This is a genomic window from Ochrobactrum sp. SSR (genome assembly GCF_030067775.1).
Taxonomy (GTDB): Bacteria; Pseudomonadota; Alphaproteobacteria; order Rhizobiales; family Rhizobiaceae; genus Brucella; species Brucella teleogrylli.
This window is the reverse complement of sequence record NZ_CP125969.1, coordinates 723,272-736,480: the sequence shown is the minus strand read 5'-3', so window position 1 is coordinate 736,480 and position 13,209 is coordinate 723,272. Positions and strand designations below refer to the sequence as shown.

The window sequence follows — 13,209 nt, the reverse complement described above, 5'->3', positions numbered from 1 at the left end:
CACCGTTCTCGATCCTTTCAGACGGGGTCTGCAACCGCGTCGATCAGCTGCTCGGCCATTTCGAGGGTGAATTCGTCATAATGCGAAATCACCCGGCTCGGTTCGTAATGCTGGACCGGAAGGTCAGTATAACCGAAATCGACGGCTACTACCGGGATACCCGCCGCCTTGGCCGTGTCGATATCCGTGCGGCTGTCGCCGACCATCAGCGCGCGATCACGATTGCCGCCAGCGCGCGCAATGGTGTCGGTCAGATGGCGCGGGTCCGGCTTGCGCCAGGCGAAAGTGTCCGCCCCACAGATCGCGGCAAAGCGCGCGGCTTCGCCCATTGACGTCAACAGCTTGACCGAAAGAGATTCGAACTTGTTCGTGCAGACAGCCAGCTCGAAGCCATGCGCCTGAAAGCGGTCGAGCGCTTCCAGTACCCCGGGGAAGAACACGGAATGTCCGGGCATGTTGTCCGCATAATGCTCGCGAAACTCTTCCACCAACTGGTCGAGGCGCGTGTCATCGATCTGCGTCTGCTGCGCCGCGAAAGCGCGTTCGATCATGGTGCGTCCGCCCTGACCGACAAACCGGCGCAACGCTGCCCGATCGGCGGCCTTGAGACCGGAAATGGACAGGCAGTGATTGAGGCTGTCGAGAAGGTCCGGCGCGGTATCGACGAGTGTGCCGTCGAGATCGAAAACGATGATGGGCTTGGCACTGGCAACGGACATAATGTCTCTTTCGGATAGATGACGTCAGGCATACGTAACCGATAGCGTGCAACGGCTCAAGGGCAGGTAGTCCGGTCGCGCAGATGTGAAATTCTGCGTCATATTTAAATAGATGCTTTGTTGTCATGCCTGCGCATGCTAGACGCGAACCGAATTGGGACGAGAATCCGCCGGTTCAACCCGGAGGATATGCTAGGATTTCTTTCATGGACGAAGCACGCAAGCTGAAGATCGCCGCCGCAGCCGAGGCGCTGACGCATGTCAAGGATGGTATGCGTCTTGGCATCGGCACGGGCTCCACGGCAGAAGAATTCGTGCGTCTGCTGGCCGAAAAAGTGCAGGGCGGCTTCAAGATCGTCGGCGTGCCGACCTCTGAACGCACCGCCAGCCTGTGTCAGGAACTGGGCGTTCCGCTGACGACGCTGGAAGAAACTCCGCATCTCGATCTGACCATTGACGGCGCGGACGAAGTCGATTCCGAACTGTCGCTCATTAAGGGCGGCGGCGGCGCGCTGTTGCGCGAAAAGATCGTGGCCGCAGCCTCGGACGCCATGATCGTCATTGCCGACCAATCGAAAGTTGTGGAAACCCTGGGTCGTTTTCCGCTGCCCATCGAGGTCAACCGCTTCGGTCTTGGCGCCACGATGCGCGCAATCGAGGCGGCAGCCGCGAAATGCGGCCTTGCAGGCCCGCTGAACCTGCGCTTAAAAGATGGTTCGCCTTTTGTAACGGATGGTGGACACTACATCGTCGATGCATCTTTTGGCCGCATTCCCGAGCCAAAGACACTATCTGACGCTCTCTTCGCCATTCCCGGCGTCGTCGAGCATGGACTTTTCATCGGGCTGGCGCGTGCGGCAGTAATTGCAGGCACCGACGGCATCCGAACCCTGAACCGGTCTTGAACTGCCAGTGCTATTACTGGTGTTGAACTGATTGAACGGAGTATTGAGCATATGATCCCGGCAACTGGCTTTCGTCGTCTGATTGCACCGCTTTCCGTATTCGCCCTGATGGCCGGCGTTCATGCGGCTTCGGCGCAGGAAATCACTGATGCCCATCTGCAGGCTGCCCGCGAAGCGATCTCCGCGATCCACGCGACCGAGCAGTTCGACGAGATTCTGCCGAACGCAGCCCGCGCGCTCAAGGGCGAGCTGATCCAGAAGGACCCCAATCTCGAAGGTCTGATCACCAAGACCGTCGATGAAAAGGCTCTGGCTCTCGCTGCCCGCCGTTCGGACCTCGAAACCGAATCCGCACGCGCTTACGCAAAGGCGTTTTCGGAAGAGGAACTGAAGGCGATCTCGACCTTCTACACCTCGCCAGCTGGCAAGAAGCTTCTGTCGGAAGGCCCGATTGTGACCCGTGAAGTCGTGAAGGCCGCCAATGTCTGGCAAAATGGTGTTGCCCGTGACCTCGCTCGCGATGTTGCAGAAGTTCTGGCCGCTCAGGCCGGTGCGGCAGCTGGCCAGCAGACGCAGCAGCCTGCACAGCAGTAAATCACGGCTCAGATCAAATAATTTGAAAGCCCGGCGACTTGGCCGGGCTTTTTCTTTTGCCTACATATCATCGTCAGTAATTCTGAAGGAGATTCCCCATGGCCGGGTATGACTACGACCTTTTTGTTATCGGTGGCGGTTCCGGTGGTGTGCGCGCAGGCCGACTGGCGGGCGCCATGGGGAAGAAGGTCGGTCTGGCCGAGGAATATCGCATGGGCGGCACCTGCGTCATTCGCGGCTGTGTACCGAAAAAGCTGTTTGTCTATGCCTCGCAGTTTCCCGAACATTTCGAGGACGCCGCCGGTTACGGCTGGAGGGTGGGCGAAAGCAGCTTTGACTGGAAGAAGCTGATCGCTGCCAAGGACAAGGAAATCGACCGTCTGGAAGGGCTCTACCGCAAGGGGCTTGAAAATTCGAAGGTCGAGATTTTTGCAAGTCGCGCCGTGCTCGTCGATGAACATACGGTCGAGCTGAAGGCTGATGGACGACGCGTTACTGCTGAACATATTCTGATCGCCACCGGTGGACGTCCGAACCCGCACGCGGCTCTGCCCGGCCATGAGCTTTGCATCAGCTCGAACGAGGCTTTTCATCTGGATGAATTGCCAAAGGCAATTGTCATCGCGGGCGGTGGCTATATCGCGGTCGAATTCGCCAATATCTTCCATGGTCTCGGCGTGGAAACCACACTTGTCTATCGCGGCAAGGAAGTCCTGAACGGTTTCGACGGCGATGTTCGCCATTTGCTGCATGAAACCATGGAAGCCAAGGGTATTCGCATCATTTGTGAGGCGGTTTTCGAGAAGGTTACGAAGCAGGCAAACGGCCTGTTGTCCATTGCCCTGTCGAATGGCGAGACACTCGAAGCCGGGCAGGCGATGCTGGCGCTTGGCCGCATGCCCAACACGGAAGGACTCGGCCTTGAAACCGCTGGCGTGAAGTTGGACAAGCTCGGCGCCGTGGAAGTGGATGACTATTCGCGCACCAGCACCGCCAATATCTGGGCGGTCGGCGATGTCACCAACCGCGTGCAGCTGACGCCTGTGGCCATTCACGAGGCAATGTGCTTCCTTGAAACAGTTTTCAAGGACAATCCGACCAAGCCCGATCATGAATTGATCGCAACGGCTGTCTTTTCCCAGCCCGAAATTGGCACTGTCGGTTTGACCGAGGAAGAGGCAGCGAAGAAATATCCGGAAGTCGAAGTCTATCGCGCCTTGTTCCGTCCGATGAAGAACACGCTTTCGGGCCGCAACGAAAAGATGCTGATGAAGATCGTCGTCGATGCCAAAAGCCGCCGCGTCCTGGGCACCCATATTATGGGACCGGATGCCGGTGAAATGGGGCAGCTTCTGGGGATTTCGCTGAAGGCTGGCGCGACCAAGGATGATTTCGACCGCACCATGGCCGTGCATCCGACCGCCGCCGAAGAACTGGTCACGATGTACAAGCCAAGTTATCGCGTCGTAAATGGCGAAAAGGTCGAAGGCTGACCCTTTCGCCGCAGGAGAATATCATTAACGATTATTGCTGGTATAAAACCCGCGCGTGCATTATATCAGCGCGACCCACGCACGCCGGGATTAGACATGTGGCTGGCATCTTCTTCAGGTGCAGGCTGCATGATTGGAATTCCGGCTTTCGTGTAAGGAGGATATAATCCGAGGATTATCGAGCGGATAACGCAAAACAGGTGCTCTAATGACGAAGAACTGGACCCCGCATTCCTGGAGAAACAAACCGATCAAGCAAGTGCCGTTTTATCCGGACGCACAGGCTCTGACCGACGTTGAGGCCCGTCTTCGCACCTATCCGCCTTTGGTTTTTGCAGGCGAGGCGCGCAAGCTTAAGCAGCAGCTGGCCGCTGTGGCGGAAGGCAAGGCATTTCTGCTTCAGGGCGGCGATTGCGCCGAAAGCTTCGCTGAACATGGCGCGGATAATATTCGCGACTTCTTCCGCGTGTTCCTGCAAATGGCCGTCGTCCTCACCTTCGGTGCTTCCAAACCGGTGGTGAAGGTTGGTCGTATTGCCGGTCAGTTCGCCAAGCCGCGTTCGACGGACATGGAAACGAAGGATGGCGTCGAGCTGCCGTCCTACCGTGGCGACATCATCAACGGTATCGATTTCGACGCAGCCTCGCGCACGCCCGATCCGCAGCGCCAGGACATGGCTTACCGCCAGTCCGCAGCAACGCTGAACCTGCTGCGCGCTTTTGCGCAGGGCGGCTATGCCAATCTGGAAAACGTGCACCAGTGGATGCTCGGCTTCGTCGGCAAGAGCCCACAGGCTGAACGTTACACGGCTCTGGCGCAGCGCATTTCGGAAACGATGCACTTCATGCGCGCTATCGGCATCACGTCTGACAGCAACCATTCGCTGCGCGAGACTGACTTCTACACGAGCCATGAAGCGCTGCTACTCGGCTATGAAGAAGCGCTCACCCGCGTCGATTCCACGTCGGGCGACTGGTATGGCACGTCTGGTCACATGATCTGGATCGGTGATCGCACGCGCCAGGCCGACCATGCACATATCGAATATTGCCGCGGTATCAAGAACCCTCTCGGTCTCAAGTGTGGCCCGTCCTTGCAGCCGGATGATCTCATCCGCCTGATCGACCTGCTCAACCCGGAAAACGAAGCTGGCCGTTTGACGCTTATCGCGCGCTTCGGCTACGACAAGGTGGGCGATCACCTGCCGCAGCTCATCCGCGCTGTCGAAAAGGAAGGCCGCAAGGTCGTCTGGTCCTGCGATCCGATGCATGGCAATACGATCACCGCTGGCGGCTACAAGACGCGTCCGTTCGACCGCATTCTCAAGGAAGTAGAATCCTTCTTCGCGATCCATCGCGCCGAGGGCACGCATCCGGGCGGTATTCATGTCGAAATGACCGGCAAGAACGTCACGGAATGCACGGGCGGCGCCCGCGCCATCTCCGCAGACGATCTTCAGGATCGCTACCACACGCATTGCGATCCGCGCCTTAACGCCGATCAGGCATTGGAACTGGCGTTCCTGCTGGCCGAACTCCTCAAGAAGGAGCGCGATGCGGGCACTGAAAAGCAGGTCGCAAGCGCCTGAAAGGCTCTTGGATTGTAATCATTTGGGCAGGGCGGAGGTTTCGATCTCCGCCCTGTTGCTTTTGAAGCAGAGTTGTCTAAAGCATTCTCCGGCAAAGCGCGAAATCGTGTCCATGGCTTCTGGGGGTATTTATGCAGCGCATTTTTCTGGCTTTTCTGAACTCAATGCGCGCGCTGAAATATCTCGCGGGCAATGAAAAAGCCGTGCAACAGGAACTGGTATTGTTTCTGGTCTCCTTGCCTGTCGCTTTCTTCCTTGCGCCCACATGGCTGGCCTTCCTGCTGATGACCGGCTCGATCCTGTTTCTGATGATGGTCGAAATTCTGAATACCGGCATAGAGGCGACATGCGATGCGGTGTCCCGCGATTTTCATAAGGAAATCCAGATTGCCAAGGACTGTGGTTCATTGGCCGTGCTGATCGCGATTATATTTGTTGTGGCCACATGGGGCTATATAATCATATCGTCTTTCTATTATTAAAATAAATATAATGGCAGTTGAAATAGATAAAATAGCAAAAGTTCGTTCATAATTGCGGTTTTGCGGATTTCTATAATTGATATCTTCTTTGGGGTTGATTCCAGGAGATATAAATGACGAGAATAATTTATCTTTTTTTTGTTTTTGGTGTTCTTAATTTCAGCTGGGCTTTATTTTATTGATGCCAATGCTGCGGATACTGCACCGTCGCAGCCGAATGCACATCATTGCGATAGTTGTGAAAACTTGGCGGATTATACACGTTGTATCCTCAGATCCCCGAAGGCAGATATGGTGTGATTTATTCCCTGCAACGATTTAGGGATATATCGCATTATTATATATTTATAATTTATAATATTCTTTTTTTATAAATTAAATATATCTTGCTAGTAATTTAATTATTATTGGTATTTTGAAATTTTTCAATTTGCGTATTCTGAAAACGTAAATTAAAAACGGAAAAATACGGATGAGTAAGTTTATTATGTCTTTTGTTGTTGTGGCTTCTGTTTTCTCTTTTGGTGCTGCATCGGCGAATGCTTGTGTTCTTTCCGGTGAAAACGTGTTTAAGTGCGGACAAGACTGCGCAAAAATTTCAAGTGATTGGGGGTATGTCGGTTGCTTCGCGACAGCCATCAATCCATTTGCGAATAGAAAATAGCTTCTGGTTGATGTTACGCAAGTTTCTGGAGGAAAACTCTTCTGATTGAAGTGGTCTCTGGATATTTCGTTTTCATCTGCAGATTAAACACCGGAGGGGAGGCGTGCCGGTCATTGCATCCCCTCCACTCCCACGCTAAATCTTGCGCAGAAATAGTGTTGGTGAGAATCTCATTATGCTTCGTATTGCAGTCGCGCAGCTCAATCCCGTCATGGGCGATATTGCCGGAAATCTGGCCAAGGCCCGCGCGGCTCGCGTGCAGGCTGCCGACATGAAAGCCGATCTGATCCTGTTCACAGAGCTGTTCATTGCCGGTTATCCTCCTGAGGATCTGGTGCTGAAACCATCTTTTGTCGAAGCCTGCGAGAAGGCCGTCCGAGACCTTGCAGCCGATACGGCGGATGGTGGGCCGGGCGTTATCATCGGAACCCCTCTGCGCCGCGAGAGTGGCTTGCATAATTCGGTCATGGTGCTGGATGGCGGCGAAGTGATTGCTGAGCGGTTCAAGGTCGATCTGCCGAATTACGGCGAATTCGATGAAAAGCGCGTATTCGAGCCGGGTCCGCTGCCGGGACCAGTCAATTTCCGTGGCGTGCGCATCGGTATTCCGATCTGCGAGGATATCTGGGGCGATCTCGGCGTTTCCGAAACGCTTGCCGAAAGCGGTGCAGAATTCCTGCTCGTGCCGAATGGTTCACCCTATCACCGCGCCAAGATGGACCGCCGGTATCAGGTCGTTTTGAAGCAGGTGATGCTGTCCGAACTGCCGATGCTTTACGCCAATCAGGTTGGTGGTCAGGATGAGCTGATTTTCGATGGCGCATCGTTCGCTTTCAATCCCGGAAACAAGTTCCCGTGCCTGCAAATGCCGCAGTTTTCGGAACAGATCGCCATGACGATCTGGCATCGCGACGGAGACACCTGGCGGTGCGAGGAGGGCGAGAAGGCTTTGCTTCCGGAAGAGTTGGAAGCGGACTATTCCGCCTGTGTGCTGGGCTTGCGTGATTATGTGAACAAGAACGGTTTTAAGGATGTCGTTCTGGGTCTTTCCGGCGGTATCGACTCAGCAATCTGCGCCGCGATGGGCGTGGATGCACTGGGGCCGGAGCGTGTGCGCTGCATCATGCTGCCGTATCGCTACACGTCAGGTGAATCCCTGCAAGATGCAGCCGACTGCGCCAAGGCCCTTGGCGTACGATACGATATCGTGCCCATTGCCGAGCCGGTTGAGGGCTTCATGAGCGCGCTTCAGCCACTATTTGCCGGTACGGACAGCGGTGTCACTGAAGAAAACCTGCAAAGCCGCGCGCGCGGCACCATCCTGATGGCCGTTTCGAACAAGTTCGGCTCCATGGTCGTCACGACCGGCAACAAGTCGGAAATGTCGGTCGGCTACGCCACGCTCTATGGCGACATGAATGGCGGCTTCAATCCGATCAAAGACGTGTACAAGATGCAGGTCTATGCGATGTCGGAATGGCGCAACAGCCATGTTCCGCAAGGCTCGCTCGGACCAGCGGGTGAGGTGATTCCGAACAACATCATCTCCAAGGCGCCGTCCGCCGAACTGCGCGAGAACCAGACCGATCAGGACAGCTTGCCGCCTTATCCGGTGCTCGACGACATTCTGGAATGTCTGGTCGAGAATGAAATGAGCAATGCCGATATTGTTGCGCGCGGTCATCCGGTTGAGACCGTGCAGCGTATCGAACATCTGCTTTATCTCGCTGAATACAAACGCAGACAATCGGCACCCGGTGTTAAGATTACCAGGAAGAATTTTGGACGCGATCGCCGTTATCCCATAACGAACCGCTTCCGCGACCGCTGAAAGATAATAGAATGACTGTTACTGTTCGTTTTGCCCCGTCGCCGACGGGTTACATTCACATCGGCAACACGCGCACTGCGCTCTCGAACTGGCTTTATGCCCAAAAGAATGGCGGCAAGTTCGTCCTGCGTTACGATGACACGGATGTTGAACGGTCGCGTGTAGAATATGCTGAGGCGATCGCCGTTGATCTGGACTGGCTTGGCGTCAAGCCGGACCGCGTCGAATATCAGTCGAAACGCTTCGATGTTTATGCTCGCGCCGTGGAAAAGCTGAAGGAAGCAGGGCTGCTTTATGCCTGCTATGAAACGGCTGACGAACTGGAGCGTCGCCGCAAGCTGCGTCTCGCGCGCCGCCTGCCACCGGTTTATGGCCGCGAGGCGCTGAAAATCACCGATGCGGAAAAGGCCGCTTTCGAAGCCGAAGGCCGCAAGCCGCATTGGCGCTTTCTGCTGCCGAATTTCGAAAGCGATCCGTTCACAACGCAGCGCACCGAAGTTCACTGGGATGATCTGGTGCGCGGGGCCCAGGTGGTCGATCTGGCGTCCATGTCGGACCCGGTACTGGTGCGTGAAGACGGCACCTATCTCTATACGCTGCCTTCGGTCGTGGACGACATCGATCTCGACGTCAGCCATATTATCCGTGGTGACGACCATGTGACGAATACCGGCGTGCAGATCGCAATCTTCCGGGCGCTCGGCGCTGAACCGCCGGTCTTCGGACACCATAATCTGCTGACCACCACGACAGGCGAAGGTCTTTCCAAGCGGACGGGCGCGCTTTCGGTCGGGTCACTGCGCGAGAACGGCTATGAGCCGATGGCGGTTGCTTCGCTGGCTATCCTGATCGGCACGTCAGAAAATGTCACCGCTGCACCGACCATGGATGCGCTGGCGGAACGTTTTGATCTGGCCTCCATCTCAAAATCGTCGGCGAAGTTCGATCCAGCGGAACTGGACACGCTTAATCGCGCATTGCTGCACGAAATGTCTTTTGCCGACGCCAAGCCTCGTCTCACAGCGCTTGGTATTGAAGGCGACAAGGCTGAATCATTCTGGCTCGCTGTGCGTGGCAATCTGGATCGCTTCGGCGATGTGCAGCATTGGTGGCAGATCGTGACTGGCGTTTTGCCGGAAGCGCCGGAACTGTCCGATGAGGATCGCGACTTTATTCGTATCGCGTTTAATTCGTTGCCAGCAGCTCCTTGGGACCACCAGACATGGAAAGTCTGGACCGAGGCCATCAAGTCGGAAACGGGACGTAAGGGCAAGGGCCTCTTCATGCCCTTGCGTCTGGCACTGACGGGCCAACCCCACGGACCCGAACTGGCCGACCTTCTAGTGCTGATGGGGCCGGATAAGGTTCAGAGGCGAAAGCCCTGATAGCTTTCGTACCTGCAAACAAAAACAGTCGGCGCAGTTGATACTGTGCCGGCTGTTTCTTTTTGCGGATGGCTTACTTGCAGATCTTTGCCTTGCGGACCGGTGCTTCGCCAGCGCGCTGCAGTGCTTCCACGACCGACAGAGCGGTCATGTTGACGACACCGCGCGACGTGACCGAAGGTGTTAGAATATGTGCCGGGCGGGCGGCACCGAGCAGAATCGGGCCGACATGCAGCGCATCGGTGACGGTCTTCACCACGTTCAGCGTGATATTGGCCGCATCGAGATTCGGGAAAACCAGAAGATTGGCTTCTCCCTTGAGGCGCGAATTCGGGAACACGCGGTCGCGCAGCGCCTGAGACAGCGCCGAGTCGCCATGCATTTCGCCGTCGGATTCGAGATCCGGTGCCTTTTCTGCGAGGATGGCCGCTGCCTGACGCATCTTTTCCGCGCTGGCGCTTTCCTTCGATCCGAAATTCGAATGCGAAACCAGAGCAGCCTTCGGGACAATGCCAAAACGGTCGATTTCCTTGGCGGCGAGAATTGCCATTTCAGCAATTTCATTCGCGTTCGGATCGACATTGACATAGGTGTCGGTCAGGAACAGCGCGCCGCGCTGCGAAATCAGGAGGCTGAGCGCGGAGTAATCGCGGATACCCGGCACAATGCCGATGATCTGGCGCACAACGCGCAGATGGCGCTCGAAACGACCTTCGAGACCGCAGATCATTGCATCCGCTTCGTCGCGCATCACGGCGAGCGCCGCAATGGCGGTCGAATTGGTTCGCACGATGGTGCGGGCCGCTTCCGGCGTGACGCCCTGACGCCCCGTATAGGACAGGTACAGATCGACATAGTCGCGGTAGCGTGGATCGTCTTCAGGGTTGATCAGTTCGAAATCGACGCCCTGACGGATTTTCAGGCCATAACGGCGCAGGCGCGTTTCGACAACCTGCGGACGACCGACAAGGATCGGCGCGGCGATGCGTTCTTCGATCACCACCTGCGCGGCACGCAGCACGCGCTCATCTTCACCATCGGCATAGATGACGCGCTTGGGTTTGTCCTGCGAACGGGCGGCGGCGAAAACCGGCTTCATGATGAGGCCGGAGCGGAACACGAAGCGGTTCAGCCTGTCGAGATAGGCTTCCATGTCCTCGATGGGGCGCGTTGCGACACCGGTTTCCATCGCAGCCTTGGCCACAGCCGGGGCGATGCGCAGGATCAGGCGCTGATCGAAAGGCGAGGGAATGATGTAATCCGGGCCAAAGGTCGGCGTATCGCCGGAATAAGCCTTGGCGGCGACATCGGAAGGTTCTTCGCGGGCGAGCGAGGCGATGGCGCGCACGGCGGCGAGCTTCATCTCTTCATTGATCGCGGTTGCGCCGACATCGAGAGCGCCACGGAAGATATAGGGGAAGCAAAGAACGTTGTTGACCTGATTCGGATAGTCGGACCGTCCGGTGCAGATCATGGCGTCGGCACGCGCAGCACGCGCTTCTTCCGGCATGATTTCCGGCTTTGGATTGGCGAGAGCCATGATCAGCGGCTTTTCAGCCATCTGATTGAGCAGTTCCGGCTTCAAGACGCCCGCAGCCGAAAGGCCGAGGAACACATCCGCCCCGCCGATGACATCGGCCAGCGTGCGCGCATCGGTCTTCTGGGCATAGATTTCTTTCCAGCGGTCCATCAGCGTGTTGCGGCCTTCATAGACCACACCTTCCAGATCGCAGACCCAGATGTTTTCACGCTTGGCGCCGAGATTGACGAGAAGATTGAGGCAGGCGAGAGCCGCGGCACCGGCACCCGAGGTGACGATCTTGGCGTCTGCAATCTGCTTGCCTGCAAGTTCCAGACCGTTCAACACGGCGGCGGCCACGATGATCGCCGTCCCATGCTGGTCGTCATGGAAAACCGGAATATTCATCTTGGCACGAAGCTGTTCTTCAACTTCGAAACATTCCGGTGCCTTGATGTCTTCCAGATTGATGCCGCCAAATGTCGGCTCCAGAGCGGAAACCACGTCGACAACGCGGTTGATTTCCAGCGCGTCGATTTCGATGTCGAAAACGTCGATATCGGCGAACTTCTTGAACAGGACGGCCTTGCCTTCCATGACCGGCTTCGATGCGAGCGCGCCGATATTGCCAAGACCGAGAACAGCCGTGCCGTTCGAAACCACCGCCACCAAATTGCCTCGCGCCGTATATTCGGCAGCGGTGGCAGGGTCTTCCTGAATGGCGAGGCAGGGCGCTGCCACACCTGGCGAATAAGCGAGCGCAAGGTCACGCTGGTTTCCGAGCGGCTTGGTTGCCTGGATTTCCAGCTTTCCGGGCTTCGGATATCGATGGAAAAACAGGGCTGCTTCATCGAAATCCGAACGCGTCGGCGTGGAAGGAGTTTTCTTGGTCATAGTCGCATCGCTTTCCATTTTTCCGCACCGCCGGGATGATCAGCGGCGCGTGGAGGGTGCAATCACATGCACACCGAGCCTTTAAACACGTGGGTCGGGCACTTTGGGTTTTAGCTCAAACTCTGACGTCCCATTAGGCCCGTTTTGGAGAATGAGTTTATCTGTAATGTAATGGCCGTGTCAGAAGGCGCTCTGATAAGCGCCGCCGTCAATAACGAGATTCTGGCCCGTTATATAGCCTGCATGCTGCGAGCAGAGGAAGGCGCAAGCCTTTCCAAACTCTTCTGGCTGGCCAATGCGTCCCGCAGGGATGCGGGCTGCGCGCTTGGCAGCTTCTGCTTCTGCGGTGGTGCCGGTCTTCTGCGCGGAGAAGGCAAAGCCTTTGCGCAGGCGGTCCGTGTCGAATGCACCGGGCAGGATATTGTTGATGGTGACATTGGCCCCGGCAACGGTACGGGCAACGCCGGCCAGAAAGGCCGTCAGTCCCGCGCGGGCGCCGGATGAAAGATCAAGTCCCGGAATAGGCGCATAGACTGAGGTCGAGGTGATGTTGACGATGCGGCCAAAGCCGCGCTCAACCATTCCGTCGATGACCGCCTTGATCAGTTCGATCGGGGTGACCATGTTCTGCGTCACGCCTTCAAGAAGGGCTTCGCGGTCGAGCAGGCGGAAGTCGCGGAAGGGTGGTCCGCCATTATTGTTGACCAGAATATCCGGGTTGGGGCAGGCGGCGAGCAGCGCCTTCTGACCTTCTGGCGTCGAAACATCGGCGGCGACAGCGACCACATTGACACCATAAGCCGAGCGAATGGCGTCAGTTGTCTCAAGAAGAGTTTCTTCACTGCGTCCGTTCAGCACGATATCGCATCCTGCCTCGGCCAGTGCTTCGGCGCAGGCGCGACCCAGACCTTTGCTGGAAGCGCATACGATTGCCTTGCGACCTTTCAAGCCCAAATCCACGGCTCGATCCTCTTTGCTTTTTAAAGGTCATGGAGACATGCCACCAAGCGCCAAGTGCAATCAACCGGATTCTGGTTGACGCGCTGATGTGTCCACTTTTCTCGACGCTCATTTGACCATTTTTCGGTGTTTTTCACGCACACTATTCGGTGATCGTGTTTTGCATGGGGCTGTC

Annotated in this window: 11 protein-coding genes; 8 read left to right on the top strand and 3 right to left on the bottom strand. The window is 56.5% G+C overall.

Annotated features, from left to right (window positions below; all coding sequences use genetic code 11):
- Positions 1 to 17 precede the first annotated feature (17 nt).
- Positions 18 to 719 carry an HAD family hydrolase gene (locus tag QLQ11_RS03505; RefSeq protein WP_109368914.1) on the bottom strand — a complete coding sequence of 234 codons (702 nt, stop codon included), beginning with the start codon at positions 717 to 719 and terminating at the stop codon, positions 18 to 20.
- Between the two features lie 206 nt (positions 720 to 925).
- Between QLQ11_RS03505 and rpiA the strand changes: the two genes are divergently transcribed.
- The 8 genes from rpiA (at position 926) to gltX (ending at position 9,661) form a co-directional block, all read left to right on the top strand.
- Entirely contained in the window at positions 926 to 1,624 is a 699-nt protein-coding gene (gene rpiA, locus QLQ11_RS03500; RefSeq protein WP_109368915.1) for a ribose-5-phosphate isomerase RpiA, read from the top strand.
- Positions 1,625 to 1,675: 51 nt separating this feature from the next.
- Positions 1,676 to 2,218, top strand: a complete 543-nt coding sequence (locus QLQ11_RS03495; protein ID WP_109368916.1) for a DUF2059 domain-containing protein — start codon at positions 1,676 to 1,678, stop codon at positions 2,216 to 2,218.
- A gap of 98 nt (positions 2,219 to 2,316) precedes the next feature.
- Complete coding sequence (gene gor / locus QLQ11_RS03490; protein ID WP_121536093.1) at positions 2,317 to 3,711, top strand: glutathione-disulfide reductase; 1,395 nt, start codon at positions 2,317 to 2,319, stop codon at positions 3,709 to 3,711.
- Between the two features lie 208 nt (positions 3,712 to 3,919).
- A complete protein-coding gene (locus tag QLQ11_RS03485; protein WP_109368918.1) occupies positions 3,920 to 5,299 on the top strand; it encodes a class II 3-deoxy-7-phosphoheptulonate synthase in 1,380 nt (459 codons plus the stop codon).
- 131 nt (positions 5,300 to 5,430) lie between these two features.
- Positions 5,431 to 5,781: a diacylglycerol kinase gene (locus QLQ11_RS03480; protein ID WP_109368919.1), complete on the top strand. Its 351-nt coding sequence runs from the start codon at positions 5,431 to 5,433 to the stop codon at positions 5,779 to 5,781.
- 472 nt (positions 5,782 to 6,253) lie between these two features.
- Positions 6,254 to 6,445 carry a hypothetical protein gene (locus tag QLQ11_RS03475; protein WP_283735838.1) on the top strand — a complete coding sequence of 64 codons (192 nt, stop codon included), beginning with the start codon at positions 6,254 to 6,256 and terminating at the stop codon, positions 6,443 to 6,445.
- A gap of 175 nt (positions 6,446 to 6,620) precedes the next feature.
- Positions 6,621 to 8,276, top strand: a complete 1,656-nt coding sequence (locus tag QLQ11_RS03470) for an NAD+ synthase (RefSeq protein WP_109368920.1) — start codon at positions 6,621 to 6,623, stop codon at positions 8,274 to 8,276.
- 11 nt (positions 8,277 to 8,287) lie between these two features.
- Positions 8,288 to 9,661, top strand: a complete 1,374-nt coding sequence (gene gltX / locus QLQ11_RS03465; protein WP_121536095.1) for a glutamate--tRNA ligase — start codon at positions 8,288 to 8,290, stop codon at positions 9,659 to 9,661.
- A 73-nt stretch (positions 9,662 to 9,734) separates the two neighbouring features.
- Here the strand turns inward: gltX and QLQ11_RS03460 are convergent, their stop codons facing one another.
- Positions 9,735 to 12,074, bottom strand: coding sequence for an NADP-dependent malic enzyme (locus QLQ11_RS03460; protein WP_371835916.1), 2,340 nt, complete (start codon positions 12,072 to 12,074; stop codon positions 9,735 to 9,737).
- Between the two features lie 180 nt (positions 12,075 to 12,254).
- Positions 12,255 to 13,034 (bottom strand): SDR family oxidoreductase, encoded by a 780-nt coding sequence (locus QLQ11_RS03455; RefSeq protein WP_109368922.1) that lies wholly within the window; start codon positions 13,032 to 13,034, stop codon positions 12,255 to 12,257.
- Between the last annotated feature and the right edge of the window lie 175 nt (positions 13,035 to 13,209).